Origin of the sequence: Clostridium cellulovorans 743B, assembly GCF_000145275.1 — a bacterium.
Classification (GTDB): domain Bacteria; phylum Bacillota; class Clostridia; order Clostridiales; family Clostridiaceae; genus Clostridium_K; species Clostridium_K cellulovorans.
This window is the reverse complement of the sequence record NC_014393.1, coordinates 2,973,498-2,995,830: the sequence shown is the minus strand read 5'-3', so window position 1 is coordinate 2,995,830 and position 22,333 is coordinate 2,973,498. Positions and strand designations below refer to the sequence as shown.

The 22,333-nt window shown below is 32.1% G+C and carries 2 pseudogenes; both read left to right on the top strand.

The features are described 5' to 3' along the window. Nucleotides 1-101 precede the first annotated feature (101 nt). Nucleotides 102-12,710: pseudogene (locus CLOCEL_RS23870) on the top strand (amino acid adenylation domain-containing protein); the annotation flags it as partial. 14 nt (nucleotides 12,711-12,724) lie between these two features. Further along, nucleotides 12,725-22,306: pseudogene (locus CLOCEL_RS22020) on the top strand (non-ribosomal peptide synthetase); the annotation flags it as partial. Nucleotides 22,307-22,333 lie beyond the last annotated feature (27 nt).

Sequence of the window (22,333 nt, the reverse complement as noted above, 5' to 3'; positions counted from 1 at the left end):
ACATTTTTTGGAGAATGGAAATTAGAATTAAGAATGGATTAGAAAGAAATGATGATATAGGTTTTATTACTAGTGGACACTTCTAAGGGGAGAAATTGTTTATGAACATGAAAAAGAAAGTACAAATAAAAAAAATATATCCGTTGACACCTATGCAGCAAGGAATGCTATTTCATGCATTAATGGATAATGAATCGGAAGCATATTTTGAGCAGATGTCCTTTGATATAAAAGGAGACTTTTCTGTAGAACTATTTGAAGAAAGCTTTAATTCACTTATAGCAAAATATGATGTATTAAGAACAATATTTAAATATAGTAACATAGATGAACCAATACAGATTGTTTTAAAAGAAAGAAGAATGAAAATTCATTTTGAGGATATAGTGAATTTTCAAGAGGAAGAAAAGGAACAATATATAGAAGCTTTTAAAGCAGAGGATAGAAAAAAAGGCTTTGATTTGCAAAAAGATATATTGATGAGAGTATCAATACTTAAGACAGCTGAGGATACTTATAAAATCATATGGAGTCATCACCACATAATTATGGATGGATGGTGTCTAGGAATAATCGTAAGAGATGTTTTTGATAATTATAAGACGATAAAAGAAAAACTTCCTGTAGAAGTAGAAGAAGCGTATCCGTTTAGCAATTATATCAATTGGCTTAAAAAGCAGGATACAAAAGAAGCACTTAATTTCTGGAAAAAACGCTTTGAAGGCTGTGAAAATGAGACTTGTATTCCAAAGTCTGCAGTAAAAAGTAAGGAAGAAAAATATCTTTCTAAGGAATTTAACTTTAACCTTGATAAAAAGCTTATAGAGGATTTGAAGGCTGTAGCTCTTGCTTCAAATGTTCCAGTGAATACTGTTTACCAAGGAATTTGGGGAATCCTTCTACAAAGATATAACAATACAGAGGAAGCTGTTTTTGGACTTGTAGTGGCAGGAAGACCAGCAGAAGTTCCAGGAATAGAAGAGATGATGGGATTATTCATCAATACAGTGCCTGTGTATGTTAAGAATTCAAAAACTATGAGTTTTAAAGAGTTAGTAGGAAAGATTCATGAAGATTCTATTAACGCTCAAAGCTATGAATATTGTTCATTAGCGGATATACAAGCGCAAACAGATTTAAAACAAAATCTTATGGACAATATTTTAGTTATAGAAGATTATCCTTTAGATGAATTTATAGGAGGCCTTGAGATATGTAAGTATCTAGGTCTTGAAATAAGTAATGTACAGAACTTTGAACAAACAAATTATGATTTTAATATAGATATACTTCCAGGTGAAAATACAGTTGTTCAAATTGGATACAATAGCGCTGTATATGACAGTGAATTTGTAAAATCAATTGAAGGCCATTTTAGAACTGTAGCTAAAATAGTAGGTGCTAATCCAGAAGTTTTAGTAGGAAACATAGAAATATTAACAAAGGAAGAAAAAGAAAAATTACTTTTCGGATTCAATAATGTAGAAATGCTTTCTGATAGAACAGAAGAATCCAAAGTATCAGACAATGAGATTGCCATAAAAACACATTATGATTTCAGCAAAACATTGCCACAATTATTCGAAGAAAATGCAGTAAAAGATAAAGACAAAACTGCAGTAATTTTTAAAGATGAAAAAATATCATATAGTCAGTTAAATATAAAGGCAAACAAAGTAGCTAGATATTTGAGAAAACAAGGTGTGGATGTGGAAAGTCTTGTAGTAGTAATGCTAGAACGTTCACCATTGTTTATAGAATCAGTAATGGGTATTTGGAAAGCTGGGGGAGCGTACATACCAGTAGATACTAATTATCCAATTCAAAGAAAACTTGGAATATTAGAAGATTCAAAGGCTAATTATGTGATAACTAAATCAGAATATATAGATGAAGAGTTTAAGGCAAACTACAAAGGAAATATAATCTGCGTTGATTTAGTTGAAGATAAAATTCTTGAAGAAGAAGCTGAAAATTTAAATATAGAGATAGCACAAAATAACCTTGCTTATGTTTTATTTACTTCTGGTTCAACAGGAAAACCAAAGGGAGTAATGATAGAACACATGGGTATGCTTAATCACATATTTGCAGAAAGAGATGAATTAAATCTTGATACAAATTTAGTGTTTGCTCAAAATGCAAATCAATGTTTTGATATTTCAGTGTGGCAGTTCTTTGGAGCCCTTGCTTTAGGAGGAACTACAGCAATTTATCCTAATGACATGATATTAAATTCAGAAGAATTTACAGACAGCATAATAAAAGATCAAGTGACTTTACTTGAGGTAGTACCATCATATCTTATGGTAATGATGGATTACTTAGAAGAAAGTAAATTAACTCTTGAAAATTTAAAGTATTTAATCATCACTGGTGAAGCAGTAAAACCACAGGTTATTAAGCGATGGTTTGAGTTGTTCCCTGGTATAAAAATGGTTAACGCTTATGGTCCAGCGGAAGCTTCTGACGACGTTACTCAATTTATAATGGACAAATTACCAGAAAACTATATAAACATCCCTACAGGTAAGCCTGTAACAAATATGAGAATCTACATTGTAGATAAGGATATGAGATTATGCCCAGAGGGTGTGGTTGGAGAAATCTGTGTTGCTGGTATTGGTGTTGGAAGAGGATATATAAATGATGAAAAGAGAACAAATGCATCATTCTTTAAGGATACCTTTATAGAAGGCTCTGCAGAAAGATTATATAAAACTGGTGACCTTGGAAGATGGCTATCAGATGGCAATATAGAATTTATAGGAAGAAACGATTTCCAAGTAAAAATCAGAGGACTTAGAATTGAGCTAGGAGAAATCGAAAGCAGATTAGCAGATTTTGAGGCTATAAAAGATGCAGTAGTAATTGATTTAGAAGACCAAAATGGTGCTAAATATCTTTGTGCATACTTCTCAGCTACTAGAAATGTAGAAGCTATAGAGCTTAAGAATTACATTCTAGGATATTTACCAGAGTACATGGTTCCAACATATTTCATACAACTAGAAGAACTTCCACTGCTTATCAGTGGTAAGATTGATAGAAAATCTTTACCAAAACCAGAAAGTATACTTGATTTGTCAAAGGAATATGTAGCTGCAGAAAGTGAAACAGAAAGTCAATTAGTTGATATATGGCAGAAAATATTAGCTACAGAAAAGATAGGTGTAACAGATAATTTCTTTGATTTAGGAGGACATTCTCTACTTGCTATAAGATTGATTTCAAAAATCAACAGTGAGCTAAATAAGAGTATTTCCTTAAACCAATTATTTAGTGCACCTACAATCAGAGAAATGGCAAACTTTATAGATGGAAAAGATAAAAATGCTCAATTTGAAGAAATAAAGCCTGTACCAGAACAAGAATTTTATGAAGTATCTTCAGCTCAAAAGAGATTGTTTGTAATCAATGAACTTAATGAAGAAGATACAAGCTATAACATGCCTGTTATAGAAATTTTTGAAGGAAAATTTGATACTGAGAAATTCCAGTCAGTAATTAAAAAGTTAGTTGCTAGACATGAAGCCTTTAGAACTTCCTTTAAGGTTCAAGATGGAAACCCAGTTCAAATAATACATAAAGAAGTTGATTTTAATATTGATCTATATGAAGCAAAAGAAGATGAAGTAAAAGGAATAGTTGATGGATTTATAGAACCCTTTGATTTGAAAAATGCTCCTCTTTTAAGAGTTGGAATTATTAAAATTAATGAATTGAAACACATTATTATGATAGATATGCATCATATTATTTCTGATGGTATGTCTATGGATGTATTTATTAGTGAATTCTTAATGCTTTATAAAGGCATAGAATTGAAGCCATTGACATTACAATATAAGGATTATTCTGCTTGGCAAAATAAACTTCTGAAAGCTGAGGTTATGAAAAAGCAAGAAGAATTCTGGCTTGAAAACTTAAAAGGAGAGATACCTGTACTTAACTTACCAACAGATTATTCTCGTCCTACAGTTCAAGCTTTTGATGGAGACAGTGTAAACTTTGTTGCAGATGCAACATTAACAGAAAGATTAAGGGCACTAGCTACAGAAACAGGAACAACTACTTATATGATGGTTCTTGCTGCTTTCAATGTGCTATTACATAGATATACTGGACAAGATGATATTATAATTGGTTCTCCAATAGCGGGAAGAACACAAACAGAATTAGAAGACATAATAGGTATGTTTGTAAATACTCTTGCTTTAAGGAATTTCCCAAATGCCAATAAGACTTTCAAGGAATTTGTTTCTGAGATTAAGGATAATTCATTAAGAGCCTTTGAGAACCAAGATTATCAGTTTGAAGAATTAATAGATAAATTACAAATCAAGAGAGATTTAAGTAGAAATCCTTTATTTGATATCATGTTTGTTATGCAAAACACTGGCTTTAGCAAAGAAAGTGATATAAAGGAATTTACCTTTACTCCTTATGATTATGAAGTGAAGTCTTCAATGTTTGACATTACCTTAAATGCTGTTGAAGATGAAAAAGAGCTTAAATTTGAATTTGAATATTGCACAAAACTCTTTAAAAAGCACACTATAGAAAATATGTCTAAGCATCTTTTAACTTTATTAAAAGGTATTGTTGAAAATCCTAATAGCAAATTAGCAGACATTGAAATTTTAGATAAAGAAGAAAAAAATCTTATATTAAAAGACTTTAATAATACAGAAGCAGATTATGAGTATAGAAGAACACTTCAAGAGTTATTCGAAGCACAAGTTGAGAAAACGCCAAATAGTATAGCACTTATTTATGGGGAAGAAAAGCTTACTTATAAGGAATTAAATGAAAAAGTAAATAAGTTAGCAGTAGTTTTAAGAAATAAAGGTGTAAAACCAAATGATATTGTTGGAATAATGGTTGAACGCTCCTTTGAAATGATAGTTGGAATACTAGGGATACTTAAGGCTGGTGGGGCTTATATGCCTATGAATCCTGAAAATCCAACAGAAAGAATTGCTTTTATGCTTGAAGATAGTAAGGCAAATATATTATTAACAAAGGAAACTTACTGTAATAAGGATACATATAGCAATGTAGAGGTGGTTTATCTAGAAGATAGCAGTCTATATCAAGGTGAAGCTGTAACAATAGAGAATACTAATGATTTCACAGACTCAGCTTATGTAATCTATACTTCAGGTTCCACTGGTAAACCAAAAGGTGTATTGATTTCTCATTGTTCAGCAGTAAACATTTTATCTTCGTTGCAAAAGAGATATCCATTAAATAGTGACGATACATATCTTTTAAAAACTGCTTATACCTTTGACGTATCAGTTGCAGAAATTTTTGGTTGGTATATGGATGGAGGAACTCTAGCTATCCTAAATCAAGGCTACGAAAAGGAACCAGATAAGATTATCGATGCAATTAATAAATATAATGTAACTCATATAAACTTTGTTCCATCAATGTTTAATTTGTTCACTACTTTATTAGACAAAGAAACTATTGAGTCTGCTAAATCTCTTAAATATATTTTCTTAGCAGGTGAGGCAGTAACGCCAAGTATTATTGAAAAATATAGAACCTTTGATATAGCTGCAAAGCTTGAGAATATATATGGTCCGACAGAGGCGACTATCTATTCAACAGCTTATTCTCTTGAAGATTATAAGGAAGGTATTAATGTTCCTATTGGTAAGCCTATGGAAAACCTTCAAGCTTATATCCTTGGAGCAAATGATAAACTTCAACCAGTAGGAGTTATTGGAGAATTATGTATAGGTGGTGTTGGTGTTGCAAAGGGTTATTTAAATAATACAGAGCTTACAAATGCAAAGTTCGTACCTAACAAATTTAACTTAGGTACTACTATCTATAGAACTGGTGATATAGCTAGATGGCTACCAGATGGAAATATCGAGTATCTTGGAAGAATAGATCATCAAGTTAAAATAAGAGGTTTTAGAATAGAACTTGGTGAAATAGAAGATGCTTTATTAAAAATAGAAGATATAAAAGAAGTAATTGTACTAGATAAGGGCGAAACAGGGAATAAATTCTTATGTGCTTACTATGTGTCACAAAAGGAATATAGTGTAGGTTTACTAAGAGAAGAACTTAAAAAATCTTTACCAGATTATATGGTACCATCCTATTTCATAAGATTAGAAAGTATGCCATTAAATCAGAATGGAAAGGTAGATAGAAAAGCACTACCAGAACCAGAAGGTAAGATTGATACAGGCGTTGAATACGAAGCACCAAGAAATGAACTAGAAGAAAAACTAGTAGAAATGTGGCAAGAAGTTTTAGGTGTAAAAAATATAGGTATAAATGATAATTTCTTTGAATTAGGCGGACATTCCTTAAAGGCTACTACCTTAGTAGGAAGAATTCATAAGGAATTAGGAATTCAAGTACCATTGAAGGAAGTATTCGGCATAGGAACAATAAAAGGCCTTAGCGAATATGTAGCTTCTATGGAAAATAATTTATCTGAGGATAAAAAGGCCTATAATGCAATAGAAAAGGTTGAAGAAAAAGAATTCTACGAAGCTTCCTCAGCCCAAAAGAGAATGTATATGCTACAAGAAATTGATGATGATAGTACAGCATATAACCTTCCAGGGGTATTAGAAATAGTTGGTGAAATTGATGTTCCTAAGCTAAATGAAGTTTTCTTAAAATTAATCGAAAGACATGAAGCTCTAAGAACAAGCTTCTTTGTTGAAGAAGACACTGTTGTACAAAAAGTAAACAGCTTAGAAGCTGTAGATTTTAATATTGAAAGAGTAGAAGCCGAAAGTGAAGCAGAGGCTGAAGAAAAGATTAATGATTTTATTAGAATCTTTAATTTGACTGAGGCGCCATTATTAAGAGTATTAATCATAAGCTTAAGTAGTGAAAGACATATCATGTGCTTTGATATGCATCACATAATATCAGATGGAGCTTCTATGGCAATACTTACAAGTGAGTTTAGTAAGTTATATGCTGGGGAAGAGTTAGAAGAATTAAAGGTACAATATAAAGATTACTCAGCATGGCAGTTAAAGAGAAGAGAAAGTGAAGAGTTTAGAAAACAAGAAGAATATTGGTTGAAGGAATTTAGTGAAGAAATACCTGTACTAAATATGCCAACAGATTACCCAAGACCAAAGGTTAAAGATTTCAGTGGAGATAGAATAATCTTTGAATTAGATAATACAGTGACTGAAGGCTTAAGAGAGATAGCAAAAGAAACTGGAAGCACTATGTATATGGTATTACTTGCAAATCTTAAGGTTTTATTAGCTAAATATAGTGGACAAGAAGATATCGTAATAGGTAGCCCAATAGCTGGAAGAAATCATAGAGATTTAGAAAATATCATAGGTATGTTTGTAAATACCTTAGCAATAAGAAGCAAGGTTGATAAAGAGTTAAGCTTTAAGTCATACCTAAGAACAGTAAAAGAAAAAGCTCTAAAGGCATATGAAAATCAAGATTATCAATTTGAAGAGTTAGTTGAAAAATTAAATATCCCAAGAGATATGAGCAGAAACCAATTCTTTGATGTTATGTTTACAATGCAAAACACCGAAGATATTGAAATAGAAATGGGAGATTTAACTTTAAAACTTATGAAATCAACTCAAAGTCAGCTAAATTTGATTTATCCTTTGATGCTGTTGAGGAAGAAAACAAGATTGAAATTGAGCTAGAATATAGCACCTCACTTTTCAAAAAGGAAACAGTAGAAAGAATAAGAGACCACTTAATTAATTTATTAAAGACAATAATTATAAAGCCGGAGGCAAAATTAAGAGAAGTGAACTTGATAACAGCTGAAGAGAAAACTCAGATATTAACTGAGTTTAATGGTAAGAAAGTTGATTATGACTTTAGCAAAACCTTACATGAACTGTTTGAAGATAACTCAGCTAAGAATCCAGATAAGATAGCTGTCGTATATGAAGATGAAAAGATATCTTATAAGGAACTAAATGAAAAATCAAATAGAGTTGCCAATTACCTAAGAAGAAAAGGTGTCAATGTGGAAACCATTGTAGGTGTTATGGTTCATCGTTCACCAATCTTTGTAGAAAGTGTAATGGGCTTATGGAAAGCAGGCGGTGCTTACATTCCCCTAGATGTAACATATCCAACACAAAGAAAATTAGGAATATTGCAAGATGGAAATGCTAACTTTGTAATAACTCTTTCTAAATATATTGATGAAGAGTTTAAAGCAGAATATAAGGGTGAGATAATTTGTCTTGACCTTATAGAGGAAGAAATTTTAGCAGAGGATACTAAAAATATTGATGTAAAAGTATCGCAAGATAACCTAGCTTACATCTTATTTACTTCAGGTTCAACAGGAAAACCAAAGGGAGTTATGATTGAACATCTAGGAATGCTAAATCATATTCTTGCGGAGCAAGAGGAACTAGCATTAGATGAGAATTTAGTATTCGCTCAAACTGCAAATCAATGTTTTGATATATCTGTATGGCAGTTCTTTGCAGCATTAGCCTTAGGCGGAACAACAGCAATATATCCAAATGATCTTATTCTTGAAGTAGGGAAGTTTACTGAGAGAGTATGTAAAGACAAGGTTACACTTCTTGAATTAGTACCATCATACATAATGGTAATGATGGATTATATAGAAACCACTAAGGTAACCCTTGATTCCTTAAAATATCTTATGATAACAGGAGAAGCTGCTAAGCCAAATGTTATACAAAGATGGTTTAGTTTATGTCCAGATAAAAAGATGGTTAACGCTTATGGACCAGCGGAAGCTTCTGATGACATTACTCAATACATAATCGAGGAGTCAACAGATGTAAGCAGTATTCCAGTTGGTAAGCCGTTAAACAACATAAATATCTACATTATCAGTGAAAACATGGAACTTTGTCCAATTGGAGTGCCAGGGGAAATTTGTGTATCAGGTATTTGTGTAGGAAGAGGGTATATCAATAATCCAGAGAAGACGGAAGAAGCCTTCGGATTTGATCCATTCCAAGAAGAAAACAAGGTTAGAATGTATAAAACTGGAGACATCGGTAAATGGCTACCTGACGGTAATATAGAGTTTATAGGAAGAAAAGACTTCCAAGTAAAAGTAAGAGGTTTCAGAATCGAGCTTGGTGAAATAGAAAATACACTACTAGCAATAGACGGAGTTAAGGACGTAGTAATCATAGATAAAGGCGAAGGTAGAAACAAATATCTATGTGCTTATTATGTGTCAGAAGTAGAGTATAGTGCTAAGGAGTTAAAGGAAGAAGTTAAAAAATACTTACCAGATTATATGATACCATCTTTCTTTATAAGCTTAGAAAAGCTTCCACTATCTCCAAATGGAAAGGTAGACAGAAAAGCCTTACCAGAACCAGAGGGAACAATAGATACAGCTGTAGAATATGAAGCACCAAGAAATGAAATAGAAGAACAGTTAGTGGAAATATGGAAAGAAATCTTAGGCGTAGACAAGATAGGAATAAATGATAACTTCTTTGAATTAGGAGGACATTCCTTAAGAGCGACTACACTGATTGGTAGAATCCATAAAATCTTAAATGTAGAAGTGCCACTAAAAGAGATATTCACTGTTGGAACCATAAAAGGACTTAGTGAATATATATCTTCAACTGATACTAGAAGCTATGTAGCTATAGAAAAGGTAGAAGAGAGAGAATTTTACGAAGCTTCTTCAGCACAAAAGAGAATGTACATGCTTCAAGAGTTTGATAAAACTAGCATTGCATACAATATGCCAGGAACATTAGAAATAGTAGGCGATTTAAACTTAATTAAGCTTCAAGACGTGTTATTAAAATTAATTGAGAGACACGAAATATTAAGAACAAGTTTTGATGTTCATGATGGTAAGGTAGTACAAAAGGTACATAGCTTAGAAGAAATAGAATTTTCTATAGAAAAAATAGAATTAGGCAGTATAGAAGAAGTAGAAGAAAAGGTTTCAGAATTTGTAAGACCATTTGATCTTACTAAAGCCCCATTGTTAAGAGTAGCAGTTATGAGTCTTGATAATGAAAACCATAGAATGTGTTTTGATATGCATCATATAGCTTCAGATGGAGTTTCAACGGCTATATTTACAGAGGAGTTCTGCCAGTTATATCAAGGAAAAGAATTAGAGGAATTAAAGGTTCAATATAAGGATTACTCTGCATGGCAATTAAAGAAGCTAGAAAGCGAAGAATTTAAAGCCCAAGAAGAATATTGGCTAAAAGAATTCAGCGGAGACATTCCAGTATTAAATCTACCTACAGATTTTGCAAGACCAAAGGTTAAAGACTTTAGTGGAGATAATATAAGCTTTGTTCTAGATAAAGAAACCACTGAAAGCTTAAGAAGAGTAGCAAAAGAAAGTGGAAGTACCATGTATATGGTTTTACTTGCAAATTTCAAAATTCTTTTATCTAAATATAGTGGACAAGAAGATATAGTAATAGGTAGTCCAATAGCTGGAAGAAACCATAGAGATTTAGAAAACATCATAGGTATGTTTGTAAATACCCTAGCTATAAGAACTACAGTTGATAATCAATTAAGCTTTAAGAATTATTTAAAAATAGTAAAAGAAAAAGCGTTATTAGCCTATGAAAATCAAGATTATCAATTTGAAGAATTAGTGGATAAGATTGATGTAAACAGAGACTTAAGTAGAAATCCATTATTGGATGTTATGTTTGTACTTCAAAATACAGAAGATGCAGAGATGGAAGTAGAGAACTTAATTATAAAACCAGTAGATGAAAAAGATACGGTAGAAAAGTTTGATATAACAATGTTTGCAGCTGAAGGAAATGAAGAAATATACATTAACTTAAGCTATGCAACTAGTCTTTACAGTAATGAATCTATATTAAGAATGGCAAAACATTTCTTAAATATAGTAAAAACTATAGCTTTGGATACAGAAACAAAGATAAAAGATATTGTACTTTTAGATGAAGAAGAAGAACATAAGGTATTAGTTGAATTTAATGATACAACAGCAGAGTATCCAAGGGATAAATCAATACATGAATTATTTGAAGAGCAAGTATCAAAAACGCCAAATAATATTGCAGTTGTTTTTGAGAATGAAAAATTAACTTATAAAGAACTGGATGAAAGAACAAATGCTTTAGCTAGAAACTTAAGAGCAAAGGGCGTTAAGTCTAATGATGTCGTTGGTATCATTGCAAAGAGAAATATAGAAATGCTTGTTGGTACTTTAGCTATTATCAAGGCAGGTGCTGCGTATCTTCCAATTGATCCAAAGTATCCGATTGATAGGATAGAGCATATGACAAAAGACAGTAATGCAAAGATTATCCTTACAGATAGTGGCTTAAAGGAAGGCGTTGATTTTACTGGACAGCTTATAGATCTAAATGATACTAGCCTTTACAAAGAAGGAGCAGAAGCTTTAGATTATGTAAACTCACCGGATGACTTAGCTTATATAATATATACTTCTGGGTCTACAGGAAAACCTAAGGGTGTTATGGTTACTCATAGAAATGTTGTGAGATTAGTTAAAAACACTAACTACATTGAGTTTAAGGAAGATGATAGAATTCTTCAAACTGGAGCAATAGTATTTGATGCTTCTACCTTTGAAATTTGGGGTTCATTACTTAATGGCTTAGAGCTTTATCTTGTAGAGGATGAAACTATATTAAAAGCTGAAAAACTTGAAAAAGCTATTAAGGAAAATAAAATAACTACAATGTGGTTAACATCACCATTGTTTAACCAATTGTCACAAGAAAATCCTAAGTTATTTGAAGGAATAAAGAATTTACTTGTAGGTGGAGATATATTATCACCAAAGCATATAGCTAATGTAAGAAATAGTTGCCCAGGAATTAACATAATAAATGGATATGGACCTACGGAAAATACTACCTTCTCAACTTGTTATAGGATAGAAGATAATTTTGAGAACAACATACCAATAGGTAAACCAATAAGCAATTCTACTGCTTATATAGTTGATAAAAACGGTGCATTGCAACCAATAGGAGTTCCAGGAGAACTTTGGGTTGGTGGAGATGGAATTGCTTTAGGATATCTCAATCAAGAAGAACTTACAAAGGATAAGTTTGTAGCAGACAACTTCAGCGGAAAAGGAAATCTATATAAGACAGGAGACCTTGTGAAATGGTTGTCTGATGGAAATATTGAATTCCTAGGAAGAATAGATGCACAGGTGAAAATCAGAGGCTTCAGAATAGAAATTGGTGAAATAGAAACACAGCTTTTAACAGTAGAAGGAATTAAAGAAGCTTGTGTTATAGCATTAGGGGAGTTAAGTTCAGAAAAAGTATTATGTGCTTATATAACAGCAGATAAGGAAATTAAAACATCAGAACTAAGAAGCAATTTAAGTGAAAAACTTCCAGAATATATGCTTCCATCGTATTTTGTACAATTGGATAAAATGCCGTTAAATCAAAATGGTAAGATAGATAAAAAACTTCTTCCAAAGCCAGAAGGGAAGATTGAAACAGGAAGACCTTATGTAGCACCAGAAAATGAAACAGAAGAAATCTTAGTTAACATATGGCAACAAGTACTTGGTATAGAAACTGTTGGTACAGAGGATAACTTCTTTGAATTAGGAGGACATTCTTTAAAAGCAATATTGGTTATCGGTGCAATACATAAAGAATTAGATGTAGAAGTACCTTTAGGAACGATTTTCATGTTGCAAACAATAAAACAATTAGCTGATTATATTATGAAAGCTGATAAGAAAGAGTATATGTCAATAATCCCTGTAGAGGAAAAAGAATACTATCCTTTATCTGGAGCACAAAAACGACTATACATAATCGATAGTCTTGTAGGTGAAAGTACCGGTTACAATGTTCCGTATACAAGTATAATTGAAGGAAACCTTCATAAGAAAAGGCTTGAAGAAGCGTTCATGGAGCTTATTTTAAGACATGAGGCTTTAAGAACTTCATTCCTTATGGTTGATGGAGAACCAGTACAAAAGATACAGAAACAAATAGACTTTAAGATGGATTTCTTTGAAGCAGAGGAAGCTGAACTAGCAAATATAGCAGAAAGTTTTATAAAACCTTTTGATTTAAGTAAAGCACCACTTATGAGAGTTACTTTAGTTAAGATAAATGATGAAAAACATATGTTAATGATGGATATGCATCATATCATAACCGATGGTACTTCTATGGGCATCTTAATAAGTGAACTTATGAGGTTATATCAAGGGGAAACTTTAGAAGAATTACAAGTTCAATATAAGGATTTCTCAGTATGGCAAAATAATCTTTTAGAATCTGATTTTATGAAGAAGCAAGAAAAATATTGGCTTGAGACTCTTGATGGGGAAATACCAGTATTAAATCTTCCTATAGATTACAAGATACAAGGTGAAAAGAATCATGAAGGTAATACAATAGAGTTTACTTTAGCAGATGAATTGATTATAGCTTTAAGAGAAATAGCAGCAGAAACTGGAAGTACAATGTATATGGTATTCCTTGCAGCATATAATCTACTTCTTTCAAAATACTCTGGACAAGAGGATATAATAGTAGGTTCTCCAATTGTGGGAAGAAGCCATAAGCAATTAGAAAATATAGTTGGTATGTTTGTAAATACTCTTGCTATGAGAAACTATCCAACAGGAGATAAGACTTTTAAAGAATTCTTAGGTGAAGTAAAAGAAAATTCTATAAAGGCTTATGAAAATCAAGATTATCAATTTGAAGAGTTGATTGAAAAACTTGATATAAGAAGAGATTTAAATAGAAATCCTCTTTTTGACACTATGTTTGCTATGGAGAACACTGCAGGAATTGATGAAGAATTTACTGAATTAAAGGTGAGCAATTATGATACGGAACATAATGTATCTAAGTTCTTTATAACATTCCATGCACAAGAAAAAGATGATGATATGTATTTCGATTTTGAATATAGCGTTCAACTATTCAAAAAAGAAACCATTGAAGCAATGATAAGACATTTTGTAAAAGTTTTAGAGCAAATTGTACAAAATCCAGAAGCTAAGTTAAATGAAATAGATTTAATCACGGAAGATGAGAAATCAACAATACTTACAAGCTTTAATAAACCTTGGAACAAAGAAGTAAAGGCGGAAACAATAATAGAATTATTTGAAGCTGAAGCTGAAAAGAATCCAGATAGTGTAGCTGTAGTTTTTGAGGATAACGCTCTTACTTATAGAGAACTTAATGAAAAAGCTAACAATTTAGCAAAAGTTATTATAGGTACTTTAGAAACACCATCAAAAGAAATTGAAGGTAGAGTAACCCAAGAATCAGTATCAAAAATTTCCAAGACATTAATGGAAGAAGCTAAGGAAGTATTAGAAACTTCTCTTCAAGTAGCAGCAGGAGTAGAAAGTTTAGAAGATATAGTTGCCAAAGAAGCAATCTTAGGAAACACAGAAAACATAGAGAAACCTATAGGTATAATCGTTGAGCCATCAATAGAAATGGTTATAGGAATGCTAGCTATCTTAAAAACAGGAAAAGGATACTTACCAATAGATCCTGAATTCCCAACTGATAGAATAAGCTATATGCTAGAGGATAGTGAGGCAGAAATGCTTCTTGCAAGTAAAAAGTTCAACCTTGAAAATCTAGAGATGCTTCAAAGAATAGATTTAGAGGATTCATCATTATATGAAGGTGATGGAAGCAACATTGGAATAAAAAGAGTTTCAGAGTCACCAATGTACACAATATATACTTCAGGTACTACAGGAACTCCAAAGGGAGTAGTTCTAGAAAACTCAAATGTTGTTAACTACATCAATTGGTTTACAAGAGAATTTGAAGTGACCGAAAAGGATAAAGCAGTGCTATTGTCATCAGCAAGCTTTGATTTAGGATATACAGCGTTATATTCTGCTCTTACAAAAGGAAGTGAGCTTCATATAGTGTCAAAGGATACTTATAAAGATCCAGAACAAATCCTTGGATATATAGAGGAAAAAGAAATAACCTTTATAAAAGCAACACCATCTTTATTCAATGCTATTATAAATACTCATAGCTTTGAGGAGGAAGGAAAGTGTAACAGTCTAAGATTAGTTGTTCTTGGTGGAGAAAAGTTAAATGTTGATGATGTAGAGAAATATAGCAAGAAATATCATAAAGCTGAATTTGTAAATCATTACGGTCCAACAGAAGCAACTATAGGATGTATAGCTCATAAAATTGATAATTCAAAATTTGAAGAATTCAAGAAGCAACCAGTAATAGGAAGACCTATTGACAACACTGGTATCTACATAGTAGGAAATAACCATGAACTAAAACCAGTAGGTGTCATTGGACAAATTGCAGTATCAGGTTATGGACTTTCAAAAGGATATATTAATAGACCAGAATTAACAGAAGAGAAATTTGTTATAAATCCATACGTTCCAGGAGAAAGAATGTATTTAACAGGAGACCTTGGAAGATGGACACAAGCTGGTGAAATAGAAATCCTTGGACGTATAGATGACCAAGTGAAAATCAGAGGTTACAGAGTTGAGTTAAAGGAAATAGAAGCTGCTATAAAGAGATGCAGAGGAATAAAGGATTCAGTAGTAATTGCACAAGAAAGCAAGTTAGGCGATAAAGTTATTTGTGCTTACATAGTAGGCGACCAAGTAGAAGAAGATTTTGTTAATGAAATCAAAGCAGAACTTGTGAAAAACTTACCAGAGTATATGATTCCTTCATATTATGCAATTGTTGATAAGATTCCACTAACTGCTAACGGAAAAGTTGATGTTAAAGCTCTTCCAAAGGCAGAAGGAAGTATAGCAAATACAGTAGCATATATAGCACCAGAAAATGAAATAGAAGAAAAGCTTATAGAACTATGGACTGAAGTTCTTGGAACTGAAGGAATAGGAACAAAGCATAACTTCTTTGAAGTTGGAGGACATTCCTTAAAAGCAGTAGTATTGACCTCGAAAATTTACAAGGAATTTAATGTAGAAATGCCATTAAGACAAGTGTTTATGGCACCTACGATAAAAGAGCAAGGAGAGTATATATTAAATGCTGATAAAAATACTTATACAGCGATAAAACCAGCAGAAAAGATGGAAGTATATCCAATGTCTTCTGCACAAAAGAGAGTATATACTTTAAGTAAATTTGAGAAGGATAGCATAAATTACAACATGCCTGCTGCTTACATAATAGATGGAGCAATAGATTTAGATAAGTTAGATGAAGTATTTAAGAAATTAGTAGCTAGACACGAAGCATTAAGAACCTCTTTTCACCTTGTTGAAGGTAAGCCAGTTCAAAAAGTTCATGAGGATGTAGAATTCTTTGTAACTAGAAGTAAAACAGAGGAATCCTTAGATGAAAATAGCTTAGAAGGAAAAGAGAAGCTTAAGAAAATTAGCGAAGATTTCATAAAACCTTTTGATTTAAGCAAGGCTCCTTTAATAAGAGTAGGGGTAATGGAAATCTCGGAAAATAAATACCTACTTATGTACGATAAGCATCATATAATATCCGACGGTGTTTCAAGAGGAATAATATTGAAAGAATTCATCAGCCTTTATAATAATGAGCAATTACCAGAACTTAAACTTCAATACAAGGATTTTGCTGTATGGCAAAATGAATTGTTTGAACAAGGTATAATGGACAAACAGAAGGAATATTGGCTGGATAAGTTCAAGGGAGAAATTTCTGTTCTAAATCTACCAACAGATTATAAGAGACCAGCAATAAAGACCTTTGAAGGAGATTCTATAGCTATTACTGTAAATAGTGACTTAAGAGAAAAGATTAATAAATTAGCTCTTAACACAGGAACCACAATGTATATGACTCTTATGGCTGCGTATAATGTTCTTCTTAATAAATATACAAATCAAGAAGACATAATCGTAGGACTTCCTACAGCAGGAAGACCACATAATGATCTTCAGGATATATTGGGAATGTTCGTAAATACTTTAGCTATGAGAAATAATCCAAGAGGAAATGATACCTTCAAGGAATTCTTAGAAGAAGTTAAAATTAACTCCCTTAATGCTTTTGCAAATCAAGATTATCAGTTTGAAGAACTTATTGAAAATCTTGATATAAGAAGAGATTTAAGCAGAAATCCATTATTCGATGTTATGTTTGTTATGCAAAATACTGGAGCTGAAGAAGTTGATTCACAAGGCTTAAAGGTTAAAGCTTTAGATTTTGATTACACAGTATCAAAATTTGATTTAACATTAACAGCTATAGAAGTAAAGGATGAACTAGAATTAGGCTTCGAATATAGCACAAAGCTATTTAAAAAAGAGACAGCAGAAAGAATGTTAAAGCATTTTGTTAAAGTATTAGAGGTTATAGTAGAAAATCCTAATGGAAAAATACAAGATATAACTCTTATTTCTGAAGCTGAAAAGAGAGAAATAATCTATAACTTCAACGATACGAAAGCCTTATATCCAAGGGATATGTCCTTAGCTCAATGCTTTGAGGAGCAAGTTCAAAGGACGCCAGATAAAACAGCAGTGGTATTTATGGAAGAAGAAGTTACATTTAGAGAACTTAACAAAAGAGTTAATTCTCTAGCTACAATTCTTAGGGAAAAAGATATCAAACCTAACGATGTAGTTGGTATTATTGCGAAGAGAAATATAGAGATGCTTGTTGGTACTTTAGCTATTATTAAAGCAGGTGCTGCGTATCTTCCAATTGATCCAAAGTATCCGATTGATAGAATAGAGCATATGACAAAGGATAGTAATGCAAAGATTATTCTTACGGATAGTGGATTAAAAGAAGGCGTTGATTTTAACGGTCAATTGATAGACTTAAAGGATAAGAGTCTTTATGAAAAAGATATAGATGTTTTAGAAAATGTAAACGCACCTGAGGATTTAGCTTATATCATATATACTTCTGGATCTACAGGAAAACCTAAGGGCGTTATGGTTACCCATAGAAATGTTGTTAGATTGGTTAAAAATACTAACTACATTCAGTTTAAGGAAGATGATAGAATTCTTCAAACTGGAGCAATAGTATTTGATGCTTCCACTTTTGAAATTTGGGGTTCAATGCTTAATGGAGTAGAGCTTTATCTTATAGATGATGAATCTATATTAAAGGCTGAAACTCTCGAAAAAGCTATAAAAGAATATAAGATAACAATACTATGGTTAACAACAGCGTTATTTAATCAATTATCACAGGAAAATCCTAAGACCTTTGAAGGAATTAAAGTTATCTTAACTGGTGGAGAAGCTGCATCACCAAAGCATATGAATAGTGTTAGAAATAGTTGTCCAGACATTGATATTTTAAATGTTTATGGACCTACAGAGAACACGACTTTCTCAACTTATTGTAAGGTGGAGGATAAATATGGAAATGACATTCCAATAGGAAAGCCAATAAGTAATTCTACAACTTACATAGTTGATGGTAAAGGAGCATTGCAACCAATAGGAGTTCCAGGAGAACTTTGGGTTGGTGGAGATGGAATAGCTTTAGGTTACCTTAACCAAGAAGAGATGACAAAAGATAAATTTGTAGTTGATTTATTTACTGGCAAAGGAAGACTTTATAAGACTGGAGACCTTGCACGATGGTTGCCTGATGGTAACATAGAATTCTTAGGAAGAATAGATACTCAGGTTAAAATTAGAGGCTTTAGAATTGAAATAGGAGAAATTGAAAGTCAGATTTCAAGTTTATATGGTATAAAGGAAGTTTGTGTAGTAGCACTTGGAGAGCAAAGTACAGAAAAAGTATTATGTGCGTATATAACTTCAGATAAAGAAGTTGTAGTTTCAGAAATAAGAAACAACCTTAGTGAGAAGCTTCCAGAATATATGATTCCATCATACTATGTACAATTAAATAAAATGCCGTTAAATCAAAATGGTAAGATAGATAAAAAACTTCTTCCAAAGCCAGAAGGCAAGATTGAAACAGGAAAGCCTTATGTAGCACCAGAAAATGAAACAGAAGAAATTTTAGTTAGCATATGGCAACAAGTGCTTGGTATAGAAACTGTTGGTACAGAGGATAACTTCTTTGAATTAGGAGGACATTCCTTAAAGGCAATATTGGTTATTGGTGCAATACATAAAGAGCTAAATGTAGAAATACCTTTAGGAACTATTTTCTCATTGCAAACAATAAAACAATTAGCTGATTATATTATGAAAGCTGATAAGAAAGAGTATTTATCAATAAAGCCTGTAGAAGAAAAGGAATACTATCCTTTATCTGGAGCTCAAAGAAGATTATATATAGTTGATAGCCTTGTAGATAATAGTACTGGTTACAATGTTCCTTATACAGGAATAATTGAAGGAAATCTTCATAGAGAAAGACTGGAAGAAGCTTTAAACAAGCTTATTCTAAGACATGAAGCTTTAAGAACTTCATTTATTGTCGTTGATGGAGAGCCAGTACAAAGAATAGAAAAACAAGTACCTTTCAAAATGGATTTCTTTGAAGCTAGAGAAGATGAATTAGATGATATAGCTGATAACTTTATACAACCTTTTGATTTAAGTAAAGCACCGCTTATAAGAGTTGCTTTAGTTAAGATAAATCATGAGAAACACATGTTAATGATGGACATGCATCATATCATAACAGATGGTACTTCTATGGGAATCTTAATAAGCGAACTTATAAAATTATATCAAGGGGAGAATTTAGAAGAATTACAAGTTCAATATAAGGATTTCTCAGTATGGCAAAATAATCTCCTACAAGCTAACTATATGAAAAATCAAGAGAAATATTGGCTTGAAACTCTTAGTGGAGAAATACCAGTATTAAATCTTCCAACTGACTATAAACTTCAAGGAGTAAAGACTCATGAAGGTGATAGAATAGAGTTTGCTTTAAATGATGAATTAATAGAAGCATTAAAAGATTTAGCTATGAAAACTGCAAGCACAATGTATATGGTATTCCTTGCAGCATATAATCTACTTCTTTCAAAATACTCTGGACAAGAGGATATAATAGTAGGTTCTCCAATTGTGGGAAGAAGCCACAAGCAGTTAGAAAATATAGTTGGTATGTTTGTAAACACTCTTGCCATGAGAAACTATCCAACAGGAGACAAAACTTTTAAAGAATTCTTAGGTGAAGTAAGAGAAAATTCTATAAAGGCTTATGAAAATCAAGATTATCAATTTGAAGAATTGATAGAAAAAATTGATATAAGAAGAGATTTAAATAGAAATCCTCTTTTTGATACTATGTTTGCTATGGAGAATACTGCTGGAGTTAATGAAGAGTTTACTGAATTAAAAGTGAGCAATTATGATACGGAACATAATGTATCTAAGTTTTTTATAACATTCCATGCACAAGAAAGAGAAGATGAAATGTATTTCGATTTTGAATATAGCGTTCAATTATTCAAGAAAGAAACTATAGAAGCTATGGTAAAACACTTCATCAAGCTTTTAGAGCAAATCGCAGTAAACCCAGAAGTGAAGTTAAATGAAGTAGAGATGATTACTAAAGAAGAAACGGAAACTATTCTTACAAGTTTTAACAAGCCATGGAGTAAAAAGTCTAAGAAAGAAACAATTATAGAATTATTTGAAGCAGCAGCAGAAAATAATCCAAATAATATAGCTGTAGTTTTTGAAAATCAGATTCTTACTTATGAAGAGCTTAATAAAAAGGCAAATAACTTGGCGAAGTTTATTATAGGAAAAGCAGAAAACATAGAGAAACCTATAGGTATAATCGTTGAGCCATCAATAGAAATGGTTATAGGAATGCTAGCTATCTTAAAAACAGGAAAAGGATACTTACCAATAGATCCTGAATTCCCAACTGATAGAATAAGCTATATGCTAGAGGATAGTGAGGCAGAAATGCTTCTTGCAAGTAAAAAGTTCAACCTTGAAAATCTAGAGATGCTTCAAAGAATAGATTTAGAGGATTCATCATTATATGAAGGTGATGGAAGCAACATTGGAATAAAAAGAGTTTCAGAGTCACCAATGTACACAATATATACTTCAGGTACTACAGGAACTCCAAAGGGAGTAGTTCTAGAAAACTCAAATGTTGTTAACTACATCAATTGGTTTACAAGAGAATTTGAAGTGACCGAAAAGGATAAAGCAGTGCTATTGTCATCAGCAAGCTTTGATTTAGGATATACAGCGTTATATTCTGCTCTTACAAAAGGAAGTGAGCTTCATATAGTGTCAAAGGATACTTATAAAGATCCAGAACAAATCCTTGGATATATAGAGGAAAAGAAATAACCTTTATAAAAGCAACACCATCTTTATTCAATGCGATTATAAATACTCATAGTTTTGAGGCGGAAGGAAAGTGTAACAGCCTAAGATTAGTTGTTCTTGGTGGAGAAAAGTTAAATGTTGATGATGTAGAGAAATATAGCAAGAAATATCCTAAAGCTGAATTTGTAAATCATTATGGTCCAACAGAAGCAACTATAGGATGTATAGCTCATAGAATTGATAATTCAAAATTTGAAGAATTTAAGAAGCAACCAGTAATAGGAAGACCTATTGATAACACTGGCATCTACATATTAGGAGAGAACCATGAACTAAAACCAGTAGGTGTTATTGGACAAATTGCAGTATCAGGTTATGGACTTTCAAAAGGATATATTAATAGACCAGAATTAACAGAAGAGAAATTTGTTATAAATCAATATGTTCCAGGAGAAAAAATGTATTTAACAGGAGACCTTGGAAGATGGACACAAGCTGGTGAAATAGAAATCCTTGGACGTATAGATGATCAAGTGAAGATCAGAGGCTACAGAGTTGAGTTAAAGGAAATAGAAGCTGCTATAAAGAGATGCAAAGGAATAAAGGATTCAGTAGTAATTGCACAAGAAAGCAAATTAGGAGACAAGGTTATCTGTGCTTATATAGTAGGTGATCAAGTAGAAGAAGATTTTGCTAATGAAATCAAAGCAGAACTTGTGAAAAATCTACCAGAGTATATGATTCCTTCGTATTATGCAATTCTTGATAAGATTCCGCTAACTGCTAACGGAAAAGTTGATGTTAAGGATCTTCCAAAGGCAGAAGGAAGTATAGCAAGTACTGGAGCTTGTATAGCACCAGAAAATGAAATAGAAGAAAAGCTTATAGAACTATGGACTGAAGTTCTTGGAACTGAAGGAATAGGAACAAAGCATAACTTCTTTGAAGTTGGAGGACATTCCTTAAAGGCAGTAGTATTAACCTCAAGAATTTACAAGGAATTCAATGTAGAAATGCCATTAAGACAAGTGTTTATGGCACCTACGATAAAAGAGCAAGGAGAGTATATATTAAATGCTGATAAAAATACTTATACAG